Annotated in this window: 21 protein-coding genes; 8 read left to right on the top strand and 13 right to left on the bottom strand. The window is 73.5% G+C overall.

All coding sequences use genetic code 11. The features are described from left to right. Positions 1-49 precede the first annotated feature (49 nt). Positions 50-1,297 carry a phosphoserine phosphatase SerB gene (serB, locus tag BMY61_RS30565; protein ID WP_042457482.1) on the bottom strand — a complete coding sequence of 416 codons (1,248 nt, stop codon included), beginning with the start codon at positions 1,295-1,297 and terminating at the stop codon, positions 50-52. Positions 1,298-1,553: 256 nt separating this feature from the next. Between serB and yaaA the strand changes: the two genes are divergently transcribed. Then, complete coding sequence (gene yaaA, locus BMY61_RS30570; RefSeq protein ID WP_042457480.1) at positions 1,554-2,348, top strand: peroxide stress protein YaaA; 795 nt, start codon at positions 1,554-1,556, stop codon at positions 2,346-2,348. 16 nt (positions 2,349-2,364) lie between these two features. Here the strand turns inward: yaaA and BMY61_RS30575 are convergent, their stop codons facing one another. From BMY61_RS30575 to BMY61_RS30590, 4 genes are all read right to left on the bottom strand, one after another. Continuing rightward, positions 2,365-3,345, bottom strand: a complete 981-nt coding sequence (locus tag BMY61_RS30575) for a phospholipase D-like domain-containing protein (protein ID WP_042457477.1) — start codon at positions 3,343-3,345, stop codon at positions 2,365-2,367. A 149-nt stretch (positions 3,346-3,494) separates the two neighbouring features. Next, the gene (locus tag BMY61_RS30580) at positions 3,495-4,670 is read right to left on the bottom strand and encodes a bifunctional RNase H/acid phosphatase (protein ID WP_042457474.1); all 1,176 of its coding nucleotides are present in this window, start codon (positions 4,668-4,670) and stop codon (positions 3,495-3,497) included. After that, positions 4,667-5,410: a zinc ribbon domain-containing protein gene (locus BMY61_RS46595; protein WP_177240396.1), complete on the bottom strand. Its 744-nt coding sequence runs from the start codon at positions 5,408-5,410 to the stop codon at positions 4,667-4,669. The genes BMY61_RS30580 and BMY61_RS46595 overlap by 4 nt, the downstream gene beginning before the upstream one ends. A 10-nt stretch (positions 5,411-5,420) precedes the next feature. Further along, positions 5,421-6,266, bottom strand: a complete 846-nt coding sequence (locus BMY61_RS30590) for a Nif3-like dinuclear metal center hexameric protein (RefSeq protein ID WP_042457467.1) — start codon at positions 6,264-6,266, stop codon at positions 5,421-5,423. Positions 6,267-6,589: 323 nt separating this feature from the next. Here BMY61_RS30590 and BMY61_RS30595 point away from each other — a divergent pair, with 323 nt between their 5' ends. Next, complete coding sequence (locus BMY61_RS30595; RefSeq protein WP_052439372.1) at positions 6,590-8,596, top strand: S9 family peptidase; 2,007 nt, start codon at positions 6,590-6,592, stop codon at positions 8,594-8,596. Positions 8,597-8,635: 39 nt separating this feature from the next. Beyond that, positions 8,636-8,767, top strand: coding sequence for a hypothetical protein (locus BMY61_RS48490; protein WP_269083989.1), 132 nt, complete (start codon positions 8,636-8,638; stop codon positions 8,765-8,767). 154 nt (positions 8,768-8,921) lie between these two features. Here BMY61_RS48490 and BMY61_RS30600 read toward each other — a convergent pair whose 3' ends face one another. From BMY61_RS30600 to BMY61_RS30620, 5 genes are all read right to left on the bottom strand, one after another. Continuing rightward, positions 8,922-9,863 (bottom strand): 3-oxoacyl-ACP reductase, encoded by a 942-nt coding sequence (locus tag BMY61_RS30600; RefSeq protein ID WP_042457464.1) that lies wholly within the window; start codon positions 9,861-9,863, stop codon positions 8,922-8,924. Further along, a complete protein-coding gene (locus BMY61_RS30605) occupies positions 9,860-10,954 on the bottom strand; it encodes a Zn-dependent alcohol dehydrogenase (RefSeq protein ID WP_042457461.1) in 1,095 nt (364 codons plus the stop codon). The genes BMY61_RS30600 and BMY61_RS30605 overlap by 4 nt, the downstream gene beginning before the upstream one ends. 60 nt (positions 10,955-11,014) lie before the next feature. Continuing rightward, positions 11,015-11,881: a MaoC/PaaZ C-terminal domain-containing protein gene (locus BMY61_RS30610; protein WP_042457457.1), complete on the bottom strand. Its 867-nt coding sequence runs from the start codon at positions 11,879-11,881 to the stop codon at positions 11,015-11,017. Positions 11,882-12,128: 247 nt separating this feature from the next. Further along, a complete protein-coding gene (locus BMY61_RS30615; protein WP_042457454.1) occupies positions 12,129-13,322 on the bottom strand; it encodes a lipid-transfer protein in 1,194 nt (397 codons plus the stop codon). After that, positions 13,319-15,472, bottom strand: a complete 2,154-nt coding sequence (locus BMY61_RS30620) for an acyl-CoA dehydrogenase family protein (RefSeq protein ID WP_042457451.1) — start codon at positions 15,470-15,472, stop codon at positions 13,319-13,321. Before BMY61_RS30620 ends, BMY61_RS30615 begins: the two co-directional genes overlap by 4 nt. Positions 15,473-15,750: 278 nt before the next feature. Here BMY61_RS30620 and BMY61_RS30625 point away from each other — a divergent pair, with 278 nt between their 5' ends. The 5 genes from BMY61_RS30625 (at position 15,751) to BMY61_RS30645 (ending at position 21,426) form a co-directional block, all read left to right on the top strand. After that, positions 15,751-16,407, top strand: coding sequence for a class I SAM-dependent methyltransferase (locus BMY61_RS30625; RefSeq protein WP_042457449.1), 657 nt, complete (start codon positions 15,751-15,753; stop codon positions 16,405-16,407). A 646-nt stretch (positions 16,408-17,053) separates the two neighbouring features. Further along, the gene (locus BMY61_RS30630) at positions 17,054-18,205 is read left to right on the top strand and encodes a hypothetical protein (RefSeq protein WP_075004126.1); all 1,152 of its coding nucleotides are present in this window, start codon (positions 17,054-17,056) and stop codon (positions 18,203-18,205) included. Next, the gene (locus tag BMY61_RS30635) at positions 18,195-19,160 is read left to right on the top strand and encodes an N-acetylmuramoyl-L-alanine amidase (protein ID WP_042444792.1); all 966 of its coding nucleotides are present in this window, start codon (positions 18,195-18,197) and stop codon (positions 19,158-19,160) included. Before BMY61_RS30630 ends, BMY61_RS30635 begins: the two co-directional genes overlap by 11 nt. Positions 19,161-19,245: 85 nt before the next feature. Next, positions 19,246-20,334 (top strand): hypothetical protein, encoded by a 1,089-nt coding sequence (locus BMY61_RS30640; RefSeq protein ID WP_052438502.1) that lies wholly within the window; start codon positions 19,246-19,248, stop codon positions 20,332-20,334. Between the two features lie 78 nt (positions 20,335-20,412). Beyond that, positions 20,413-21,426, top strand: a complete 1,014-nt coding sequence (locus BMY61_RS30645) for an LLM class F420-dependent oxidoreductase (protein ID WP_042444791.1) — start codon at positions 20,413-20,415, stop codon at positions 21,424-21,426. A gap of 3 nt (positions 21,427-21,429) precedes the next feature. Here the strand turns inward: BMY61_RS30645 and BMY61_RS30650 are convergent, their stop codons facing one another. The 3 genes from BMY61_RS30650 to BMY61_RS30660 all read right to left on the bottom strand — a co-directional run bounded on the left by BMY61_RS30650 (position 21,430) and on the right by BMY61_RS30660 (position 24,138). After that, the gene (locus BMY61_RS30650) at positions 21,430-22,200 is read right to left on the bottom strand and encodes a maleylpyruvate isomerase family mycothiol-dependent enzyme (RefSeq protein WP_161791219.1); all 771 of its coding nucleotides are present in this window, start codon (positions 22,198-22,200) and stop codon (positions 21,430-21,432) included. 148 nt (positions 22,201-22,348) lie between these two features. Next, positions 22,349-23,377 carry a glycoside hydrolase family 15 protein gene (locus tag BMY61_RS30655; RefSeq protein ID WP_042444852.1) on the bottom strand — a complete coding sequence of 343 codons (1,029 nt, stop codon included), beginning with the start codon at positions 23,375-23,377 and terminating at the stop codon, positions 22,349-22,351. A gap of 20 nt (positions 23,378-23,397) precedes the next feature. Then, positions 23,398-24,138, bottom strand: coding sequence for a class I SAM-dependent methyltransferase (locus tag BMY61_RS30660; protein WP_042444789.1), 741 nt, complete (start codon positions 24,136-24,138; stop codon positions 23,398-23,400). Between the last annotated feature and the right edge of the window lie 41 nt (positions 24,139-24,179).

The raw sequence follows: 24,179 nt of genomic DNA on the forward strand, positions 1-24,179 counted from the left end.
GGTCCGGCGAGCGCCGTGCCTCGCGCGACTCCTCGCGCGACTCCTCGCGTTACTGCCGGCGCTCGGCCTGCTCCTCGCGCTCGGCCTCCGCCTCGGCCTCCTCGGCCTCCTCACGGGAGATGCCGAGCAGGTAGAGCACGGTGTCGAGGAACGGCACGTTGACGGCCGTGTGCGCGGCCTCACGGACCACCGGCTTGGCGTTGAACGCGACGCCGAGCCCGGCGGTGTTCAGCATGTCGAGGTCGTTGGCGCCGTCGCCGATGGCCACGGTCTGCTCCAGCGGCACGCCCGCCTCGGCGGCGAAGCGACGCAGCATGGTGGCCTTGCCGGCCCGGTCCACGATGTCGCCGACGACCCGGCCGGTGAAGCGGCCGTCGGCCACCTCCAGGGTGTTCGCGGCGGCGAAGTCGAGGCCGAGACGCTCGGCGAGGTCGTCGGTGACCTGGGTGAAGCCACCGGAGACGATGGCGACCTGGTAGCCGAGGCGCTTGAGGGTCCGGATCAGGGTGCGGGCCCCCGGGGTGAGCCGCACCTCGGAGCGGACCTTGTCCACGACGCTCGCGTCCAGCCCCTCCAGCAGGGCGACGCGGGCGCGCAGCGACTCCGCGAAGTCCAGCTCGCCGCGCATGGCGGCCGCCGTGACCTCGGCGACCTTCTCCTCACAGCCGGCGTGCGCGGCGAAGAGCTCGATCACCTCGTCCTGGATCAGCGTCGAGTCGACGTCCATGACGACCAACCGCTTGGCCTTGCGCTGCAGCCCCGAGGCGACGACCGCGACGTCCACCTGCTGTGCGGCCGCCTCCGGCGCGAGCGCCGCACGCAGCTCCTCGGTCGCCACGCCCGAGACCGCGAGCTCCACGGCCGTGACCGGGTACTTCGCCAACCGGAACACGCGGTCGATGTTGCCGCCCGACTCGGTGATCCGCGCGGTCAGCGCGGCGAGCGCGCTCGCCGGGAGCGGGTTGCCGAGGATCGTCACGTGCGAGCGGCCCTCGCCACGCGGCCGGTTGTCGCCCAGCCCGGAGATGACCTCGGCCTGCAGGTGTCGGCTCTCGGCCCACTGGTGAACGTTCGCCCGCAGTTCCCCGTCCCTGGGCGGAGCGGTCACGAGCGCGCAGAGGACGATCCGCCCCCGGATCACGACCTGCTCGAAGTCGACCACGTCCACGCCGAACTCGGCGAGGGCGGTGAACAGCTCGGTCGTCAGACCGGGACGGTCCTTGCCGAAGACCTTGACCAGAAGGGTCGGGGCGTCGGAGGCGAGGCTGGCTGCGGTGGCAGCAGTCTTTGCGTTCATGGTGAGCCCAACGCTACCGGGTGAGACCTGCAGTCCCGCAGCGTGTCCCGATCCCCGGACAGTCGGTTGGACCCCCGAGGGGCGCGGGGAACTGCGCGACAAGCCACTCACATGCGGACGGTCCTCGCCGCGCGGAGCCATCCGCCTCGAGCGGGTTCCACGAGCGGGGTCCTCGCGCAGTTCCTCGCGCCCCGGACGGGGCGCTCGCCTGCTTTAAGGTTGCTGGCGGGAAGACCGTGATCGGAGGAGTCGCTCAGTGCTGGTGCTGTTGCCGCCATCGGAGGGAAAGGCCGCGTCCGGGGAGGGAGCGCCCGTCGACCTCGGGTCGCTCGTGCTGCCGCGGCTGACCGAGGCGCGGGAGGCTGTGCTGGACGCGCTCGTCGCACTCTGCCGGGGGGACGAGGCCGTCGCGCTCGAGGTTCTCGGGCTGAGCGAGGGCCTGCGGGGCGAGGTCGCGCGCAACGCGGAGCTGCGGACGGCTCCGGCGCTCGCCGCCGGCTCGCTGTACACGGGTGTGCTCTACGACAACCTCGGCCTGGCCGATCTGCCCGCGGACGCCCGTGCCCGGGCGGAGCAGAGCGTCGTGGTCTTCTCGGGCCTGTGGGGCGCGGTGCGGATCACGGACCGGATCCCCCCGTACCGCTGCTCCGGCGGGATCAAGCTGCCGCCGCTGGGCGGTCTCGGCGCGCACTGGCGGAAGCCGATGGCCGCGGCGATGCCGGAGCTGGCCGGAGAGGGGCTCGTCCTGGACCTGCGGTCCTCGGCGTACGGCGCGCTGTGGAAGCCGACCGGGGAGGTCGCCTCGCGCACGGCCACGGTGCGGGTGCTGCACGAGCGCGTCGTGGGCGGGGTGACCAAGCGTTCCGTGGTGAGCCACTTCAACAAGGCCACCAAGGGCCGACTGCTGCGCGGCCTGCTGGAGTCGGGCGCCGCTCCGGCCTCGCCGGCCGAGCTGGTGGAGGCGCTGCGCGACGCGAAGTTCACCGTCGAGGCGGGCGCGCCCACGGCCGGGAAGCCGTGGGCGCTGGACGTGGTCGTCGCCGAGCTCTGAGGCCCCGGAGGGACGACTACGCGGGCGTGCCGCCCGCGTAGTCGCTCGCGAACGCGGTCTCGACGACGGAGGCCACTCCGGAGTTGGTGAGGATGATGCCCAACTCCCGATTGTTGTCGAGGGAGTTGGTGGTGATGTTCATCGACCCGGCCTCGACCTTCTGGGTGGCCAGGCCGTAGTCGGCGACGATCGCCTTGGCGTGGATGTAGAAACCGGTGCTGGAGGAGTAACCCACCACCGTGCCACCGGCGTTGTCGATCTGGGCGACCTCGCTGGAGTAGCTGCCCGGCGTCTCCAGCACCACGCGCACGGTCACGCCCGCCGCGGCACGGGCGGCGATGGCGTTGACGATCGTCGGGTCGCTGAACTCCTCCTCCTCCACGTCGAGGGTCCTGGTCGCACCGTTGATCACGCCGAGCAGGCGGCTGCGCGCGTCGGTGGGCGACCAGAGCAGGTTGTCGCCGTCGCCCGGGGTGACCGCGGTGTGGGCGTAGTCGGCGTTGAAGACCTTCTCGACGGCGGCGACGTCGTTGGCGTCGTTGTCGAAGACGCCGTAGTCACGGCTGGTCGGGTAGTACTTCGCGGTCAGGTTGCCGGTGAGGATCAGCGAGGTGGCACCGTCGACCGTGATCGTCTTCTGGTGCGTGTAGACGTACGAGCTGGACGAGTAGACGACGCCGACGCCGGCGTTCTTCAGCGCGGTGTAGGCCGAGCCGTTGGTGGAGGTCTGCTTGCGGTCGAGGACGACCCGGACCGTGACACCGGCCTTCTCGCGAGCGATCAGGTCGTTGACGGCGGTGGTGTCGCTGAGCTCGTACATCGTCATGTCGAGCGTCTTGGTCGCCGAGTTGATGAAGGTGTAGATCGCCGGCTCGGTGGTGCCGAGGTTGAACGCGAAGGCCGAGTAGCTCGCGGCGTGGGCGGGGAGCGCCGCGGCGAACAGTGCGGTGCCGGCGGCGAGAGCAACGGTGGCGCGGCGGATGCCCTTGCGGGACATGTGTTTCTCCTTGGGGAGTTGACGGAGAATCAGCTCTCACGAGAAGACCACGCGCGTAGAATGCGACAGAAGTTGTTGAGGGTTAAATGTTCATGTCCAGTCAGCCACACCTGAGGAGAGCCTGTGCAAGCTCTCCCCACCGCCCCCACTCAGCGCAGGTGTGACGTGTCGTTGAACAGTCGCAGCGACGCGTTCCCGTCGGCGTAGAACTGCACCGCCGAGACCGCCGCCGCGCTCAGCTCCATCCGGTAGAGCGCCTCCGTCGGCGCCCCCAACGCGAGCCGGACGAGGGTCTTGATCGGCGTCACGTGCGAGACGACCAGCACGGTGCGGCCGGCGTAGCGGGCCAGCAGCCGGTCCCGGGCGGCGGCGACGCGGCGGCTCACCGCGACGAAGCTCTCCCCGCCCGGCGGAGCGGTCTTCGGCGAGGCCAACCAGGCGTCCAGCGCCTCGGGCTGACGCTCCTTCACCTCGGCGAAGGTGAGGCCTTCGAAGGAGCCGAAGTCGGTCTCCCGCAGGGCCTCCTCGATCCGGACCTCCAGCCCCAGCGCGTCGGCGGACGCCTGCGCGGTCTCCCGGCAGCGGCGCAGCGGCGAACTGACGATCGCCTCGATCGTGCCGCGCGTGGCGAAGGCCGCGGCGGCGAGCCGGGCCTGCCGGCGGCCGTGCTCGGAGAGCGCGGGATCGTCGCCGCCGCTGCCGGAGAATCGCTTCTGCGGGGTCAGCGCGGTCTCGCCGTGGCGCAGCAGCACGAAGGTGGTGGGCTTGCCCATGTCCGCGGGCGCGGCCCAGCCGACCGGCAGGGGCTTCGGCTCGGCGAGCGCCTCCGCGGTCGGTTCCGACGCCTCGACGGCGACCGTGCGCGGAGCCTTCGGCTCCCAGGCGCGGCCCGCCTGGCCCGCGTCCATCGCCTCGTTGGCGAGGCGGTCGGCGTGCTTGTTCTCCTTGCGCGGGATCCAGCGGTACTGGACCCGTCCCGCCGGGAACAGGGTGCGGGCCTCGGCCGCGAGCGGCTTCATGTCCGGGTGCTTGACCTGCCAGCGGCCGGACATCTGCTCGACGACCAGCTTGGAGTCCATCCGGACCTCGACCGCGGCGGTCGGGTCGATCGCGGCGGCCGCCCGCAGCCCGGCGATCAGGCCGCGGTACTCCGCCACGTTGTTGGTGACGCGGCCGAGGAACTCGGCCGCCTCCGCCAGCAGCTCACCGGTGTCGCCGTCACGGACGACGGCACCGTAACCGGCGGGCCCGGGGTTGCCCCGCGACCCGCCGTCGGCCTCGACCACGAACCGGCGACCCCCCGAAGCGTTCCCGCCGGTCGTCACAGACCGGACTCCGAGGTGCGGACCAGGATGCGTCCACAGTTCTCGCAGCGGACGACCTCGTCCGCGGCGGCGGCGCGCACGGTGGCCATGTCGGTGATGGAGAGCTCGACCCGACAGCCCTCGCAGCGACGCTGGAACAGGCGCGCGGCGCCGACGCCGGCGTTCTGGGTGCGCAGGCGGGTGTAGACCTTCATCAGGTCGGCCGGGATGGCGGCGGCCAGCGCCTCGCGGTCGCGGGTGACCTTCTCCACCTCGGAGTCGATCGAGCCGAAGGACACCTCACGGCGGCTCTCGGCCTCCTTGACGGCGTTCACGGCCTCGTCGCGGCGGGCGGTCATCTCGCTGACGCGGGTCTGGGCGGACTCCAGGCGCTCCATGATCTCCAGGACCACGTCCTCGAGGTCGCTCTGGCGACGGGCCAGCGAGCCGACCTCGTGCTGGAGGTTGGCGAGGTCCTTGGCGGAGCCCACCGAGCCGGAGTCGAGCAGCTTCTGGTTCCGGGCGGCGCGCTGGCGCACCTGGTCGACGTCCTGCTCGGCCTTGGTCAGCTCGCGCTGGGTGTCGCTGAGCTGGGTCTCGGCGGCGACGGTCAGCGAGCGCAGCTGGGCGAGGTCGGTGGAACGCTGCTCGATCTCGGCGTGCTCCGGCAGCGTGCGCCGGCGGTGGGCGAGCTGGTCGAGACGGGAGTCGAGTGCCTGCAGGTCCAGCAGGCGGATCTGGTCGGCGGGCGCGGCGTTCAGGGGGAGCTCCTCAGGCAGTGGGCGGTGCGAAAGACATGGGGGCGTGCGCGGTCCAGGGGTCGGTGACGTGGGTGGACACCCGCGTCTCCAGATCCCAGCCGTGCTGGGAGGCGACGGCCAGCAGCGCGCTCTCGGCGCTGCGCAGCCAGGGCCACTCGGTGGCCCAGTGGGCGGCGTCGACCAGGGCGATGTCCGCGTGCTCGCGGGCCTCGGAGGCCGGGTGGTGGCGCAGGTCGGCGGTGACGTAGGCGTCGACTCCGGCCGCGCGGACCTCGGCGAAGAAGCTGTCGCCGGAGCCGCCGCAGACGGCGACGCGGCGCACCGGCCGGTCCGGGTCCCCGGCCGCGCGCACGCCCTGGGCGGTGGCCGGGAGACCGGCCGCGACGCGGGCGGCGAAGGCGGACAGCGGCTCCGCCTCCGGCAGCTCGCCGATCCGGCCGGTGCCGCGGCGCCCGGCAGGGTCGGTCGGGTCCGGGATCAGCGGCCCGGTGATGCGCAGGCCGACAGCCTCGGCGAGGGCGTCGGAGACGCCCGGGTCGGCGTGGTCGGCATTGGTGTGCGCGACGATCAGGCCGATGCCGTGCCGGACCAGGGTGTGCACGACCTTGCCCTTGAAGGTGTCGGCCGCGACGGTGGTGGTGCCACGCAGGTAGAGCGGGTGGTGCGTGACCACGAGCTGCGCGCCGAAGGCGACGGCCTCGTCGACGACGGCCTGGACCGGGTCGACGGCGAACAGCACCCGGCTGACCTCCTCGTCCGGGTCGCCGCAGACCAGCCCGACGGCGTCCCAGGACTCCGCCCAGGCGGGCGGGTAGAGCTCGTCCAGGGCGCGGCGGACGTCGGAGAGTGTGGGCACGTGTCCGAGGGTATCGCGGCGCGGTGGCCGCATCGGACATCGCGCGAGGTTACGGGGGGCCCTGGAGCTCCACCCGTACGAGTGATGTAACCGCGATCCCGTGCGAGCGGCGCACGCCCGTCAGTAGCTTCGGTGGTGCGACCGGGCCCCACCGCGGAGGGCCCGACCGGAACCGTCTTCTCGAACGATCTGAACGATCTGAACGACGCGAGCGGCTCTCGTGGGCTCTACCGAACGCTGCGCACGCACTCTCCGTTCTCTCCTCCTTGTTCCTTCCGTTCCGGCGACGTGTGTCGTCCCGACCGAGCTGCGGTGGTGCATCCATGACCGCGATCCCCCTGACCGTTCCCCCGCTCTTCGGTTCCGCGACCGGTCCGGCCCCGGGCTCCGCCGCGCTGCGCCGGGTCAGCTTCACCTTCGCCGCCGACGGCTCGCACGCCGCCTGCCTGGCGGCGGAGGCCGACGGCCGGTGGTTCGTGGAGAGCTGGCGGCTGGGCGCGGAACCGGGCGAGGTCTGCGCCCCCCAGCCGCTGCGGCCCGGCGCGGGCGGGCGCCGCTCGGAGGACGTGCACTCGCAGCTGGTCTCGCTCACCGACGGGCGGGTGCTGATCTGCCGTCACGAGGGCGCGGTGCAGCAGCTGATCGTGCGCGGCACCGACGGGCACGCCGACCTGTCGGCGGGCCGGCTGCAGCGGGCCGGGCTGCGCCTGCTTCCGCTGCCCGCGCCGGCGCCGGGGGCGCCCGTCGCCATCGCCCTAGGCACGGACGGCGAGGCGTCCACCTCGGTCTGGCTGATCAGCGCGAACGGCGTCTCCGCCCCGCAGCAGGTCGCCGAGCTGCCCGGTCTGTACGGCGGCGGTGTCTGGCTGGACCAGGGCGGGCGGCTGCTGGGCCTGGACCAGTTGCAGCGCCTCGCCGACGGCACGGGCCGGGTCAAGACCGTCGCGCTCGACCTCGCCACAGGCGGCCTGTCGCCGTTGCTGGAGCTCACCGCCCGCAGCAACGACCGGCTCGCGGCCTGCGACCCGGTCAGCGGCCTGGTGCTGGTCCGCAGCGACGCGCCCGGCGAGGACCGGCTCGGCTGGGGTCGGCTCGGCTCGCAGGAGCCGCCGCACTTCCCCGAGTGCCTGCGCGGCGGGCAGCACTTCCTGCGCCCCGTCGCGATCGAGCCCGGCCGTAACCGGGTCGCCGTCCAGGCCGACTGGGGCGCGGGATCGACGCTGGCGCTCTGGGAGCCCGGCGCGACGCGGCTGGAGCCGCTCCCCGTCCCGCCCGGGCGCCTCGGCGGTGTCGCGCACTGGTCGGCGGCGGGCCTGCGGATGCCGTACTCGGCGCCCGACCAGCCCGCCGCGATGGCCTCGATCGACGTCGACCTGCTGCTCAGCGGCGAGACCAGGCCGCTGCCGCAGCCCGAGTCGTCCCCCCGCCTCGCACCCGTCCAGGGCGGCGCGGCCGGGCTGGCGAGCGTGGTGCAGGTGATACCGCAGCCCGTGGAGACCGGCTGGCGGCTGGACGGCGGCACGCGGCGCGGGGACGGCCGCCCCTGGGAGAGCGCGCAGACCGTCACGCTGCCCGGCGCGGCCGGCCCGCTGGAGGGCGTCGTCTACGGCGGCAACGAGTGGCTCACCGCCGAGCACCTGGTGATGGCCCTGCACGGCGGCCCCGCCGACGCCTGGCGCCTGGAGTTCGAGCCGACCCTGCAGCGGCTCGCTGCCGAGGGCCTCGCCGTCGTCGCCCCCAACCAGCGCGGCAGCACGGGCTACGGCGTGGAGCACGCCCAGGCCGTCCAGCACGCCTGGGGCGGGCCCGACCTGGAGGACGTGCTGACGCTGCTGCAGAGCATCGGCGGCCAGCGCGCGTCACTCGGCCTGGAGCGGGTGGCCCTTCTCGGCGTCAGCTACGGCGCGTTCCTCGCTCTGCTGGCCGCCGGCACGGCACCGGACCTGGTCGCCAAGGTCGCGGCGGTCTCCCCGTTCCTCTCCGGCGCCCGCCTGGCCGCCGAGGCGGGCCCCGCGGTGCGGGGCCTGACCGAGCGCATGGGCGCCACGACGGACCTGCCGGACGGCCCGCGGGACGTGCTGCTGCTGTGCCACCGCCTGATGGCGGAGCTGCTGGTCGTGCACGGCACGCAGGACGAGGTCGTGCCGGTCACCCAGTCGCGGGCGCTGCGGCAGGAGTTGCTGCGCATCGGCCGGGTCGAGGGGGTCGACTTCCAGTACGTGGAGGCCGCGGGCGCGGGCCACGAGGTCCTCGCGGAGGAGGGGGCGCCGCTGCTGCAGGAGCTGCTGGCGAGCTTCCTGCGGGCCACTAGGGTGGGCAACTGCCAGTAAGTGACAGAACACGTAGCAAACACGGAGAAGACGACTCTCATGTCTGATGCCCTCACCGACATCACCCCTGAGACCGCCCCTGAGGATGACCCGCACGGGCGCCACCGCGGTCACCTGATGGACGAGGAGACCCCGGAGCCCGCCCACGGCCGTCACCGTAAGGCCGAGTAGCCCCGCCAGGGGCGCGGGGAACTGCGCGAGCAACCACTGATGAGCGGATGGCCCTGTTGGTTCGGGGACACACCGCACAGGGCGGCTCCGCCGCGCCCACGCGGCGGAGCCGCACATCAGCAGAGCCCCGCGCCCCTGAGGTGGTGCAACTACCTCATTCGTGCCGAAGGCCCAGCACCGCCGTGTTGGCGAACCCGTCGCCCGGCTTCCGTTCGGCGTAGAACGGGGTCATCAGTTCGTCCAGCTCGCCCGGCGTGAAGACCTCCTTCGCCGTGTCGAACTTCGCCAGCACCGGCGGAGCCCCCAGCACCGCGACCATGCCGCCGTGGACGACGAAGCACTGTCCGTTGACCGCCCCCGCCGCCGGGGACGACAGGTAGGCGACGAGCGGAGCGACGTGCTCCGGGGCCAGCGGGTCGACACCGCTCTCCGGCGCGCCCATGGAGCCCACGAAGACGTCCTCCGTCATGCGCGTGCGCGCCCGCGGGCAGATGACGTTGGAGGTGACGCCGTAGCGCGCCAGCGCGCTCGCGCAGCTGGTGGTGAGGCCGACGATGCCGCCCTTCGCCGCCGCGTAGTTCGGCTGGCCGGCCGAGCCCGCGACGAACGCCTCGGAGGAGGTGTTGACGATCCGCCCGTAGACCGGCGCGCCCGCGCCCTTGCTGCGGGAGCGCCAGTGCGCGGCCGCCGCGCGGGTCGTGGCGAAGTGGCCGCGCAGGTGGACGCGGATGACGGAGTCCCACTCCTCCTCGGTCATCGAGAAGATCATGCGGTCGCGCAGGATGCCGGCGTTGTTGACCAGGATGTCCAACTGCCCGTAGCTGGAGACCGCCAGGTCGACCAGCTCCTGCGCCGTGCCGATCTCGGCGACGTCGCCGTAGTGGGCGACGGCCTGCCCGCCGAGGGCGAGGATCTCGGCGACGGTGTCGTCCGCGGGCGCGGCGGACGCGGCGCCGCTGCCGTCGCGGCCGGGCGCGCCGAAGTCGTTGACGACGACGTTCGCTCCGGCGCGGGCGAGTTCGAGGGCCTCGGCGCGGCCGAGGCCGCGGCCCGCGCCGGTGACGATCGCGGTGAGGCCGGCCAGGGAGGTGGTCACGCGTCCTGCCCGATGTTGATGTCGATGACCGTGCGCAGGGCCTCGCCGGTGCGCATCTGCTCGATCGCGTCGTTGATGTGCTCGAGCTCGACGTGGTGGGTGACCATGCCCTCGAGGTCGAGGCGGCCGGCCCGCCACAGGTCGATGACCTTGCGGTAGGTGGCCGGCACGTCGGCGCCACCGTAGAGCGACGGCAGGATGCGCTTCTCGTTGAAGAACATCTCGAACATGTTGAACTGCGCGTTGTCGTCCATGGCGCCCGCGCCGACGACGACGAGCGCGCCGCCGCGCCGGACGGCGTCGTATGCGGTGCGGACGGTGGCCGAGCGGCCGACGACCTCGAAGGCGTAGTCGAAGCCCTCGCCGCCGGTGAGGCGGAGCTTGGCGTCGTTCAGGTCGTCGGGGTGGACGGCCTCGGTCGCGCCGAAGCGCAGCGCCTGCTCGCGACGGGAGGCGACGGGGTCGACGGCGAGGATCTGGGCGGCGCCGCAGACCTTGGCGCCCTGGATCGCGGCGATGCCGACGCCGCCGCAGCCGATCACGACGACGGTCGAACCGGGCTTCACCTTGGCGGTGTTGATCGCGGCGCCGACGCCGGTGGTGACGCCGCAGCCGATGAGGGCGGCGACCTCGTAGGGGACGTCGTCGGGGATCTTCACCGCGCAGCCGGCGGCGACGACGCTCTCCTCGGCGAAGGTGCCGGTGGCGGAGAAGCCGAAGATGTCCTTGCCGTCGTGCTTGTAGTTGGGCGTGCCCATGTTGGCGAAGGCGGCCAGGCAGAGGTTGCCCTCACCGCGGCGGCAGGAGGGGCAGGCGCCGCAGGGCGGCATCCAGCAGACGATGACGCGGTCGCCGACGGCCAGGCCCGTCACGCCCTCGCCCACCTCAGTGATCTCGCCGGCGCCCTCGTGGCCCGGCACGAAGGGGGCGGGCTGCGGCAGCACGCCGCTCATCGCGGACAGGTCGGAGTGGCACAGGCTGGCGGCCTTCATCTTGACCCGGACCTGGCCGGGACCGGTGGCCGGGGTCTCGACGCCGTCGTGGACCTCCAGCTTCTCCTGGCCGGTCTCGTGCAGAACCGCTGCGCGCATCTTCTTCGCTCCTCGGTCGTGGCGGTGCGGATGGTGGGAGATACGGTGTTCAGGGCTGGTTCAGGGCTGGTGGGTGACGACGGTGTCGGCGAGGACGGGCGCGTCGTCGCGCTCCACACTGGTCGCGCTGACCAGCAGCTTGTCGGCGCCGTCGCGCCAGATGCGGACCCGCAGCGTCTCGCCGGGGAAGAAGATCCCGGCGAAGCGGGTGCGGTACTCGCGTACGCGGGTGGCGTCGCCGCCCAGCACGGCGTCGACGACGGCCTTGAGAGTGACCCCGTAGGAGCACAGCCCGTGCAGGATCGGGCGGTCGAAGCCGGCCAGCTTGGCGAAGTCGGGGTCGGCGTGGAGGGGGTTCCAGTCGCCGGAGAGGCGGTAGAGCAGCGCCTGATCGTGGCGGACCGGGACCTCGCGGACGGCGTCCGGCTCACGTGCGGGCAGGTCGATGCGGACGCTCTCGCCTCGTTCGCCGCCGAAGCCGCCCTCGCCGCGAACGAAGATCTCGGTGTCGCAGGTGTAGAGGGGGCCGTCGTCGTCGGCGGCCTCGCTGCGCATGACCAGGACCGCGGCCTTGCCCTTGTCGTAGAGGGCGGCGAGCGAGCTGGTCAGCTGCGCCCGGCCGGTGGCGGGGATCGGGCGGTGCAGTTCGATGCGCTGGCCGCCGTGCAGCACCTGGGCGAGGTTGATCTGCAGCCCGGGCAGGTTGAAGGCGCCCGCCTTGGCCAGTCCGCCGCCGGCGACGGTGACGAAGCTGGGCAGGACCTGGAGGTCCTTCTCGTAGGTCCAGCGCAGCTCGTCCGGGTCGGCGGCCGGTCGCTGCGCGCCTGCGCCGATGCCGAGGTGGTACAGGATCACGTCCTTGTGGTCCCAGGCGAGTTCGGTCACGCGGGCCGGGGCGGCGAGGGCTTCAGCGGGGTTGATGGGCATGGAGAGCCTCTTTCGGAACCTGAGGGCATTGGTGGACCCCGACGCGGCCGTCCGCACCGTCGGCCGCGCCGGGGTCGCTTCGACGCGGGCTCCGACTGCTGCTGTGGTCCGGTCGGTCCCGCGGGCTGAGAGGTGTACTGGAAGCATCTGAAGCACCTTGGCTAGAACAAGTTCTAGCGCAAAGCTCGCGAGTTGAGAACGCATTGACACGGGTCAGTCGCATCCGTGCCATCCCGTGGTGTCGCGGTCATCTCCGCAGCATCGTCACCACGGCGGCGCCGCCGAGGCCGATGTTGTGGGCGAGGCCGACGCGCGCGCCCGGCACCTGGCGGCCGTCGGCCTCGCCGCGCAGCTGCCAGACCAGTTCCGCGCACTGGGCCAGACCGGTGGCGCCGAGCGGGTGCCCCTTGGAGATCAGCCCGCCGGACGGGTTGACCACCCAGCGGCCTCCGTAGGTGGTGGCGCCCTCGGCGACCAGCTTGCCCGCGGCGCCGTCCGGGCACATGCCGAGCGCCTCGTAGGTGAGCAGCTCGTTGATGGAGAAGCAGTCGTGGAGTTCGATCACGTCGACGTCCTCGATGCCGAGGCCGGACTGCTCGAAGACCGCCCGTCCGGCCTCGCGCGACATCGGCTTGCCGACGACGTCGATGCAGGAGCCGGAGGCGAAGCTCTCCTCGGTGTCGGTCGTCATCGCCTGCGCGACGATCTCCACCGCGCGCTCCTCGAGCCGGTGCTCGCGCACGAACCGCTCGCTCGCGACGACCGCGGCGGCACCGCCGTCGGAGGTGGGCGAGCACTGGAGCTTGGTCAGCGGCGCATGGATGGTGCGGGCGCCGAGCACCTCCTCCAGGCTGTACTCGTCGCGGAACTGGGCGCGCGGATTGGCCGTGGAGTGGCGGTGGTTCTTCACGCCCACGAGGGCGAGCTGCTCGGCGGTGGTGCCGTGCCGCTCCATGTGCTCGCGGGCGGCGTTGCCGAAGATCTGCGCCGTGGGCGGGGTGGCCTCGAAGCCGTGGCGGGCGGCCATGACGCCGTAGTGGCGGGCGACCGGGCTGGCCGCGAAGCCGCCCGCGCCGGCGCCGCCGCCCAGCGCGCCCTTGCTCATCTGCTCGAAGCCGAGCGCCAGCACGCAGTCGTTCAACCCGCCCGCCACGAACTGACGCGCCATCATCAGCGCGGTCGAGCCGGTGGCGCAGTTGTTGTTGACGTTGTAGACGGGCACGCCGCTCAGCCCGATCGTGTAGACGGCGCGCTGTCCGGCCGTGGACTGCTGGTGGCAGTAGCCGACGGCGGCCTGCTCGACGAGGTCGTAGCCGATCCCGGCGTCGGCCAGCGCGGCCTCGCCCGCCTCCTTGGCCATGTCCCAGTAGTGCCAGTCCCGGGACTCCGGCTTCTCGAACTTCGTCATGCCGACGCCGACGAGGAACACCTTCTCGGTCATGCTGTCTTCTCCGATGCAGGCTGTGGGTCACGCGGGAGGCCGAGAATGCGCTCGGCGACGACGTTGAGCTGGACCTGGGTGGTGCCGCCGGCGATGGTCAGGCAGCGCGACATGAGCAGCGCGTGCCCCACCTCGCGGCCGAGCCCTTCGTGGACCGCGCCCGCCTCCCCGCACAGCTCCAGCGCGTAGGCGGCGACGCGCTGCGCGTGAGGCGCGGAGACGAGCTTGCGCACGCTGCCACCCGCGCCCGGGTCGAGTCCGTCCAGCGCGCTGAGGGTGGTGCGCAGGTCGATGCAGGTGAGCACGTGCTCGTCGGCGACGAGTCGGCCGAGCGTCACCGGGTCCGCGCCGGGGGCGCGCAGCAGGCGCTGGACGGCGGGGCCGGTGGGACTGGAGTCGGCCATGTGGACGCGCTCGTTGCCAAGGGTGTGCCGGGCGACCCGCCACCCCTCGTCGACGGAGCCGACCACCGCGTCGGCGGGGAGCCGCACGTCGTCGAGGAAGACCTCGTTGAAGACGGCGTCGCCGGTGAGCTCGCGCAGCGGGCGGATGGTGATGCCGGGCGTGGCGCGCATGTCGACGACGAAGTAGGTGAGGCCCTTGTGCTTGGGCTTGTCCGGGGCGGTGCGGGCGAGCAGGATGCCGTAGTCGGCGGTGCGGGCGCTGGAGGTCCACACCTTCTGCCCGTCGACACGCCAACTGCCGTCGTCCTGACGGACGGCGCGAGTACGCAGCGCGGCGAGGTCGGAGCCGGCCTCGGGTTCGGAGAAGAGCTGGCACCAGGTGAGTTCGCCGCGCAGGGTGGGCGCCAGCAGGCGTTCGCGCTGGGCGTCGGTGCCGTGGGCGGCGAGGGAGGGGACGACCCAGTTGCCGATCGTCAGGTCCGGCAGGTGGACGCCGGCGGCGCGCAGCTCCTGCTCGACGACGAGTTGGCGCAGCGGTCCGGCGCCCAGGCCGTAGGGCGGCGGCAGGTGCGGCGCGGCCCAGCCCTGGGGTGCGAGGCGGCGGCGCTGCTCGGCCGGCTCCAGCCCTGCCACCGAGGCGGCCGCGGCGCGCGCCTCGGCGCGGAACTCCTCGGCTTCGGAGGGCAGTTGCAGATGCGGGCGCCACTCCCCCGCCGGTGCGGCGGCCGTGGCCACCTCGCGCCACAGCGCTCCGTCGCCGCCCAGGAGTTGGCGTAGCGTCAGGGCGCGACGCAGGCGCAGATGGGCGTCGTGCTCCCAGGTGAAACCGATGCCGCCGAGGATCTGGATGCAGTCCTCGGCGTTGGCGCAGGCGGCGTCGACGGCGAGCGCGGCCGCGACGGACGCGGTGAGAGGCACCGTTTCGCGGGCGGCGGCCCAGGTCGCGGCGGCGGCCTTCTCGGCGCGGACGAGCAGGGTGGCGCAGAGGTGCTTGACGGCCTGGAACTGGCCGATGGGCCGCCCGAACTGCTCGCGCACCTTGGCGTGGGTGACGGCCGTCTCCAGCGCCCAGCGGGCGAGGCCGCTTGCCTCGGCGGCCAGGACGGTCCGCACGACGGCCATGGCCTCGACGTCGGCGAGGCCGTCCAACGGCTCGGCGGCGACGTCGGTGAACGCGACGCGGGCCAGGCCGCGGGCGAGGTCGAGTGCGGCCAGCGGGACGATCCGCGCGGCGTTCGCGGGCACGGCGTACCAGGCCGGTCCGCTCGCCGCGACGGCGCGGACGACCAGCAGGTCCGCCTCGGCCGCGCCGACGACGACGTCGGCGACGCCGTCCAGGCGTCCGGCCGGCGTCGCGGTCACCGTGGCGTGCCAGGCGACGGCGGCGGTCAGGCCACCGTCGGCGAGGTCGGCGAGGCGGGGGGCGGTCGCGTCGGCGCGGGCCAGCAGCGCGGCGGCAAGGACGGTCGGCAGGTAGCCGCCCGGCAGGAGCCCGCGTCCGGCCTCCTCGACCACCACGGCCAGGTCCAGCAGGGCGCCGCCGCCCCCGCCGTGCTCCTCGGGAAGGTGCGGGCCGAGCAGGCCCTGCTCGGCCAGCGCCTTCCACCACAGGGGCCGGGCGGTCCCCACCGCACCCGGCCCCTCCGCCAGTGCCGCCCTGACCACCGGCCCGGACACCTCCCGCTCCAGCAGGCGGCGCACCGAGCCCCGCAGCTCCCGGTGCTCCTCGCTGATGCCGACGGCCATCGACGCCCCCTCCGCAACTGACGTGGCGTCAGATTAGAACGCGTTTCAGAAATTGGGAAGCCCGGGAGGCCGCCTGCTCGGATTGCCCGCCGACGCACCTGCGGCCGGCCTTCGTGCGCGGGTTGCCGGCCGGCGAGGCGGCGGTCACCCTCGACCGGTCGGCCTCGGCCGCGATCGACGGCGAGCTGCGGCCGGTGGGCCGCCTCGTCGAGGCCGCGCTGATCGCCCGGTGACGGAGACGGCGCCGGCGAAGTGACCGGCCGGTAGGGTGACCCGCTATGGACGCGACGCGAGAGATCAGCCCCGCCCGCCCGCAGGCGCAGGTGCTGGCCGCCTTCGAGGCGGCAACGGGGTTCATGCCGGTGGACGAGGGCCTGGCCCTGTACGCGGCGGCCGCGGACGCCGCCGCCCGCACGGGCCTGCCGGTGCTGGAGATCGGCAGCTACTGCGGCCGCTCCACGATCCTGCTCGCCGAGGCAGCGCGCCTCGCCGGCACCGTCGCGATCACCGTCGACCACCACCGCGGCTCGGAGGAGCAGCAGCCCGGCTGGGAGTACCACGACACCAGCCTGGTCGACCCCGAGGTCGGCCTGATGGACACCCTCCCCCGGTTCCGCCGCACCCTGCACGCGGCCGGGCTGGAGCCGTACGTCGTCGCGCTCGTCGGCCGCTCCCCGCAGCTGGCGCGCCTGTGGGGCACGCAGGTCGGCCTGGTCTTCGTCGACGGCGGCCACACCGACGAGCACGCCACCGGCGACTACGAGGGCTGGGCCCCGCACCTCGCCCCCGACGGCCTGCTGGTCGTGCACGACGTCTTCCCCGACCCCGCGGACGGCGGCCAGGCGCCCTACCGGGTCTACCTGCGGGCGCTGGACGAGGGCTTCGAGGAGGTCTCGGTCACCGGCTCGCTGCGGGTGCTGCGCCGCGCGAGCTGAGGATCTTGCCTGCGCAAACCTGCCTGCGGACCACGGGCTTTCGATACGGTGGCGCCGATCGGTTTCGGGGAACCTGCGGTATTCGGCGAGGTGCGCACATGAGCGATCGGGACAGCACGCCCCCTGCGGTCTGGGATCCGACCGCCAACGGCGGCGCGGGCGGCTGGGTCCGCCGCGCCGAACCGCGGACCACCCCGCTGCAGCGCAGCGACGGCCGCCCACCCGAGGACGGGCAGGCAGCGGACGCCGGGCCCGCCGTCCCCGCGGCGACGGACGCCGAGGAGACGGCGGTCCTGCCGCCCGTCCCCTCGGGCCCCCCGACGGTCGGCGCGGTCCCGCCCCGGACGGAGCTGGACCAGCCCATCGCCCGCCCGTACTTCCCCGGCGCACCCGCCGCTCCGCAGCCGCCGAGCACAGGCCAGTCCGCGCCGCCGACGCCGACCGTGCGCGTGCCGGGCCCGAACCCCGGCCCGACCGGCGGACCGGCCGCCCCCGGCGCCCAGCCGCCCGGCCCCGGCTACAGCGCGACACAGTTTAAGAAGTCCAGGGACCACCCGGGACCGAGGCACCGACCACGAGTGCACCAGGAGCCGCCGCGCAGCCGCCCGGCGGTCAGGCTGCGCCCCCGCCGACGCCGACCGTGCGCGTGCCGGGCCCGAACCCCGGCCCGACCGGCGGACCGGCCGCCCCCGGCGCCCAGCCGCCCGGCCCCGGGTACAGCGCGACGCAGCCGCCCGGCGGGCAGGCCGCGCCGCCGACGCCGACCGTGCGCGTCGCCCCGCCCGGCGCGCAGCCGCACGGCCCCGGGTACGGGGTGCCCCAGGCAGCCGCCGGAGCACCTGGCGCTGAGGTGCCGACCGTGAGCGCGCCCGGGGTCGGTCACGCCGCGCCCCCCTACGGCGCGGCGGGCGGCGGGTACGTCCCGCCGGGCGTGCGTCAGGATGTGCCGACGGTCACCGCGGCGCCCGCGGCGCAGCCGCAGCCGCCCCATCAGCAACCCACCGCCTACGGCTACCCGATGCCCATGCAGGCGCAGCCGCAGGCGCAGCCGCTCGCCCCGCAGCCCTACCAGCGGCCGGACTTCGGCGCACCGCAGCGGCCAGGTGCCGGACCGGCGCCGGCCGGCGAGCGGAAGGGGCTGTCGACGGGTGCGCTCGTCGTGATCGTCGTCGTGGTCGCCGCGCTGCTCGGCGTCGGCGCGGTGTGGGGGCTGAAGCTGGGGCAGTCGTCCACGCCGAGCGCGGGCCCGAGCAACCCCCCGGTGGCGAGCGGTGGCCGGAGCAGCGGACCGTCCGGAACCGGCGGGGGCTCCGCCTCGCCGAGCGACAGCGCGTCGCCCTCGGCCTCCGACAGCGCGGGCGCCCAGACACAGGCGCAGGCCGTGGACTCGCTGCTGTCGCAGAGCAAGAACGTGCGGCAGTCGATCGCGACAGCGGCGACCGACATCACCAACTGCACCGACCTGGCCGCCGCACAGGGCGCCTTCCAGAGCGCGGCGAACAACCGGCAGAGCCTGGCGAACCAGGCCACCACCACCGACGTGTCCCAGCTGCCGGGCGGTACCGCGCTGATGCAGCAGCTGGCCCAGGCCGAGCAGGACTCCGCGAACGCCGACAACGCGTACGCCTCCTGGGCCGGGTCGCTGGCCTCCGGCTCCTGCACGCCGAACGCGTCGCTCCCGGCGTCCGTGATGAGCGCCAATACGACGGCCACCCAGGACAAGCAGACGTTCGTGGTGCAATGGAACCCGATCGCCGCACAGTACGGACTGCCTTCGTGGACGAAAAATGACTTCTGACGACTTCGGCCCCCAGCGGCCGCCGCGCACCAGGGCCACCACGCTCGTGCTGGTCCTGGCGGCCCTGGTGCCGCTCTGCTTCGCGGGCTGGCTGGGCTGGCGGGCGATAGCCGGCGAGCCCGGCAAGGACGCGAAGCCGGCCGCCGCCGGCGGGACGAGCCAGGACGCGGGCGGGTGGGGATCGCCGAGCGCGAACGCCACGGCGCACGGCCCCGGAACGACGGCCGGTGCTTCCGCGTCGCCGTCGCCGTCCCCGTCCGTCTCCCAGGGCAAGCCGCTCGCCGGCAAGGTGATCGTGCTGGACCCCGGCCACAACCCCGGCAACGTCGACCACCCGAGCGAGATCAACCAGCTGGTGTTCGTCGGCAACGGCAGCAAGGCGTGCGACACCACCGGCGCCTCCACCAACGCCGGCTACCCGGAGGCGCAGTTCACGCTCGACGTGGCCCGCCGGGTGCGGACGCTGCTGCAGGCCGAGGGGGCCACGGTCATCCTGACCCAGGACGGCAACACTCCCTGGGGCCCGTGCGTCACCGAGCGCGCCGCCATCGGCAACCACGCCCACGCGGACGCGGCGATCTCCATCCACGCGGACGGTGCGGGCGCCTCCGACCACGGATTCCACGTGATCATGCCGCAGACCGTCGACGCCGGCGGCGTGAACAACAGCGCGATCGTCGGCCCGTCGCACACGCTCGGCATGGACGTCCGCGCCGCGTTCAACGCCGCGACCGGCGAGCCGTTCGCCAACTACATCAACGGCGGTGTCGGCTACGACATCCGCAGCGACCTGGGCGGGCTCAACATGTCCACGGTGCCGAAGGTCTTCATCGAGTGCGCGAACATGCGCAACTCCGGCGACGCGGACCGGCTGACCTCGGCCTCCTGGCGCCAGGAGGCGGCCCAGGGGATCGCGAACGGACTCAGCCAGTTCGTCCTCCAGGAGGGGCACTGATCGGACTGATACGGTCGCAAGCGGTCCCCGTCCCAGCGGTCACACCCGGCCCCCAGCGGTCCACGACTCACGAGAGGCTCACGCGGTGAATCTGCGATCCGTCACCCGAGGGGACGCCGCGCTGGCGGCGTCGGCGCTGCTGCTGCTCGTCTCCTCCTTCTTCACCTTCTTCCAGGCGAGCTCGGATTCCTGCAACGGCGTCAGGTCGAGCTGCTCGACCAGCGCCTGGAGCTCCGCCCTGTTCCCGCTGCTGCCCGCCGTGGTGCTGCTGGGCGTGATCGGCCCGGTCCTGGTGCTGCTCGCCCGGTTGCTGCCGCAGGAGCCCGTCGCGCTGGGCATCGGACTGCGGCCGTGGGGCGTCGTGCTGACGGTGGCTTCGGCCTGGTCGGCGCTGTGGACGCTGTTCGGTGGCCCGTCCGGTGAGATCTTCGGGGTCCCGGCCGCCAACTCCAGCCCGCAGCTCGGCGCATTCCTCGCCTTCCTGTTCTGCGCGGCCAGCGTGGTGCTGGCGGTCGCCGGTCCGGTGCTGCCGGTGCTGGCCGCGCCGCTGCTGCCGGAGGCCACGGCTCCGGCCGCGCCGTCCCCGTACGGGGTCCCGGGCGCCGAGGGGCAGCAGGGTTTCCAGGGCTTCGGCGCTCCGGCCGCGCCCGGCGCGCCGGGTGCCGCCGGTGCGCCCGTCGCCCCCGGTACGCCGGGTGCCCCGCAGCCGCACGTCGGCCACTTCAGCCCGCAGCCCGTCCAGCAGGCCCACCCCGGCCAGCCGTTCCACGGCCCGGATCAGCCGGGGGCGACGCTGCCGACCCCGGCCGCCGAGCAGCCGGGCGGCACGAGGGGCGCCGACACGGCGACGGCGCGGCTGTCGCGCAGCGAGCCGCAGGACACGCCGCCCGCCGGGGGCTCGACGGTGCGGCTGGTCCCCGGCGCACAGTCGGCCACGCCGACGCCGCCGCCCGTCGCCGAGCCGGCCTCGGCCGCCTTCGCCCCGTTCTGGTTCGCAGTGCCGGCCGCACGTCCGCTGGCCCCGGAGCACGACCCGGCCGGCGCCCCGGTCGGCGAACTGGTCCCCGGCACCTGGTACCTGGCCATCGCCCAGCGCGGCGACGCACTGCTGGCCCGCACCCAGGAGGGCAAGAGCGGCCTGCTGGTCGACACCTCGGGCATCCAGCGCGGCTGAGTCCTCCCGTTCCTTCTTGTTCCTTGCGGACCCCCTCGCTAATCTGACACACCGTCAGATGTGCGAGGGGGTTCTGCCATGCGGCTCGGTCTGGTCCTCGGCTACTGGGGCGCCGCCCCGACCACCGGTTTCGTCGAACTAGCCCAGGAGGTCGAACGGCTCGGCTTCGACTCGGTGTGGACCGCCGAGTCCTGGGGCTCGGACGTGTTCACCCCGCTGACCTGGATCGCCGCGCACACCAGCCGGATCCGCCTGGGTACCGGCATCGCGCAGATGGCGGCGCGCACACCGACCGCCACCGCCATGCACGCCCTGACGCTCGATCACCTCAGCGGTGGCCGGATGCTGCTGGGCCTCGGCCTCTCCGGCCCGCAGGTCGTCGAGGGCTGGTACGGGCGTCCGTTCCCGCGCTCGCCGCTGACCGCCGTGCGCGAATACGTGGACGTCATCCGGCAGACCCTGCGACGCGAGAAGCCGGTCACCCTGGCGGGCCGCTACCACCCACTCCCCTACCCCGGCCCCGACGGCACGGGCCTCGGCAAACCGCTCAAGCCGATCACCCACCCGCTGCGGCCCGACATCCCGATCCTGCTCGGCGCGGAGGGCCCGAAGAACATCGCCCAGACCGTCTCCATCGCCGACGGCTGGCTGCCGCTCTACTTCTCCCCCGAACGCTGGCACGAGGTCTACGCCGCGCCGCTGGCGGGCGCCCGTCCCGGCTTCATGGTCGCTCCACTCGTCCACGCCCGCGTCTGCGCGAACGTGGACGAGGGACTGGCGCCGATCCGCGCCATGCTCGGCTTCTACATCGGCGGCATGGGCGCGCAGACCCGCAACTTCCACGCCGACCTGATGGCCAGGATGGGTTACGGGACCGAGGCACGCCGGATCCAGGAGCTGTTCCTGACGGGGCGCCGCGAGGAGGCCGTCGCGGCGGTCCCCGCCGCGTTCGCGGACGAGATCAGCCTGGTCGGCCCGCGCGAGCGGATCGCCGAACGCCTGGCGGCGTGGCGGGCGACCCCCGTCACCGACCTGCTGGTGACCTCCCGCGATCCGCTGACGCTGCGGACGCTGGCCGAGCTGGTGCTGTGAGCATCAGCCGAGGCTGAGGCCGCCGCGCCACAACTCCAGCACGCGCTCCTCGCCGAACCGCTCCGGGCCCGCCTCGCCCTCCGGCAGACGGCCGTTGAGCCACAGCATCACGTCGCGCGCGGTGCCGCGCACGGCCGCATCCGCCTTCACGTGGCCGTAGTCGAGGCTGAACCCCTCCTCGGCGGGCAGCAGTTGCCACTCCCCCGGGGTGTCGGTGGTGTGCAGGTGCAGGCTGTCGCCCGCACCGGACAGTGCCGCGCGCTTGTCGAAGGCCGTGGCGCCGAGGTCCAGCGCGTTGACCAGCAGCTCGTCGACGTTGTCGGCGGCCAGCCCGGGGTCCGCCTCCGGCCTCGCGCCGACGGTCAGTTCGGCGTCGACGCGGTGCACCAGTGTCTCGTGCGCGATCCGGCGCCCCCACCAGCGAGTGCCACCGCCGCGGGCCCAACCCCACAGGGCCACGTCCGGCCCGGCCTCCCGCAGCGTCGCGACCGTGCGCTCGGCCCCCGCGAGCAGCCAGTCGGCTTCGCCGCCGGCCGGCATCTCCCGGTCCGGCACCTCCCGGAAGGGCACCCGCTCGGTCGCCCTCCGGGCGACGATCTCCCCGATCCAACGGAACACCATGCCGTGGTGGAAGAGGAGATCGCGCAGCGCCCAGTCCGGACAACTCGGCACCCGCGCGTCCATGTCCGCCCCCTCCGCGAGCTGCACGACGCGCAGGGCGTCCGCGGCGGCGGAGTCGAGGTACCGATCGTGTGTGAGCCACTCCATAGCCATGACCTGGACGCTAGCAGCCGCCCCCGGGGCGCGAGGAACTGCGCGAGAAACCACCGGCATGCGGACGGTCCTCAACGCGCAGGGCCATCCGCATGCCGGTGGTCGGTCGCGCAGCTCCTCGCGCCCCCGGCCAGTGCAACCGATCGACTCAACGAAGGGCGGCGCAGCACTCCTCCGTGAGCCCCGCCGGAAGCGACTCCCCACCGAAGACCGACACCGTCGCCTCGTCGCCGCCCAGTGCCGCGACGGCCAGCAGCAACGCGCCCGCCGTCCACGTCGTGCGCTCCTCCGGCCAGATCGCGTCGTCCTCGAAGACGTAGCCGGTCCAGTAACCGCCGTCCTCGTGGCGCAGGTGCTGGATGGACTTCAGGATCTCCACCGCGCGGTCGGACTCGCCGATCGCCCACAGCGCCAAGGCCAGCTCAGCGCTCTCGCCGCCCGTGACCCACGGCCGGTCGGAGACGCAGCGCACGCCCAGGCCGGGGACGACGAAGCGGTCCCACTCCCGGTCGATGCGCTCCTTCGCGGCCACGCCGCGCAGGGCCGTGCCGAGGACCGGGTAGTACCAGTCCATGGAGTAGCGGTCCTTGTCGAGGAAGCGCTCCGGGTGGTGGGCCACCGCGTGGCCGAGGCGGCCGGCGGCCAACTCCCAGTCGGGCTGGGGCTCTTCCAGGTAGTCGGCGACGGCCAGGGCGCAGCGCAGCGCGTGGTGGACGCTGGAGCAGCCGGTGAGCAGGGCCTCGTCGGGCGTGCTGCCGTCCTCCTCGCGCCGCCAGGAGACGGTACCGTCGGCGCGGCCGAGCTCCAGCACGAAGGCCATGGCCCGGCTGACGGTGGGCCAGATCTCCTCCAGGAAGGCGTCGTCGCCCGTGGAGAGGTGGTGGTGCCAGGCGCCGACGGCCACGTACGCGCAGAAGTTGGACTCCCGGTTGAGGTCGCTCGCGACGCCCTCGCGATAGGCGGCATACCAGGAGCCGTCCGGGTTCTGACTGTCCATCAGCCAGCGGTACGCGGCCTCGGCCGCCGCATGCTCGCCGGCCACGTCCAGCGCCATGGCGGCCTCGACGTGGTCCCAGGGGTCGAGGTGCCCGCCGGTGAACCACGGGATCGCGCCGTCGGCGCGCTGCTCGGCGAGGATGCTGCGGACCGTGGCCGCGGCCTGCTCCGAGGTCAGCACGCCGTCCAGGGTCAGCGTCCTCACACTTCGTCCTGACCGGTGCGGGGCTTGGTCGCGTAGGCGACGAAGCTCTTGCCGATGACGGGGTTGAGCGCCTTCTCCGTCAGGCGGGTGAGCTTGCCGATGACAGGGGCGCCGACGATGTCCCAGACCAGCAGCTGGTGGTAGGCGCGGACGGGCAGCGCCTTGTCGTTGTCGACGCCGACGGCGCACTTGATCCACCAGTACGGCGAGTGCAGCGCGTGCGCGTGGTGGGTGCCGTGCGGGATCAGGCCGGCGCCACTCATCTTCTCCAGCAGCTCGTCACCGCGGTAGATGCGGATGTGGCCGCCCTCGACCTCGTGGTACGCGTCGGAGAGGGCCCAGCAGATCTGCTCCGGCAGCCAGCGCGGGACGGTGATGGCGATCGAGCCGCCCGGCTTGAGCACCCGGACCATCTCCGCGAGCACGCCCTTGTCGTCGGGGATGTGCTCCATCACCTCGGAGATGATGATCTTGTCGAAGCTGTCGTCGGGGAACGGCAGGTTCAGCGCGTCGCCCTCCACCGCGATCGCGGAGGCACCGGCCGGGGCCTCGCCCTCCAGCTCCATCGCGGCGAACCACTTGCGCACCTCGCGGATCTCGTCCGCGTTCTGGTCCAGGGCGACCACGCGCCCACCGCGCCGGTACACCTCGAAGGCGTGGCGTCCGCCGCCGCAGCCGAGGTCGAGCACCCGGTCGCCCGGGGCGATCGGAAAGCGGGAGAAGTCGACGGTCAGCACGGCCGGGGGCTCCTAACGGTGACGGACGAGAAGAGGGGAGG

This window comes from Streptacidiphilus jiangxiensis, assembly GCF_900109465.1.
GTDB lineage: Bacteria > Actinomycetota > Actinomycetes > Streptomycetales > Streptomycetaceae > Streptacidiphilus > Streptacidiphilus jiangxiensis.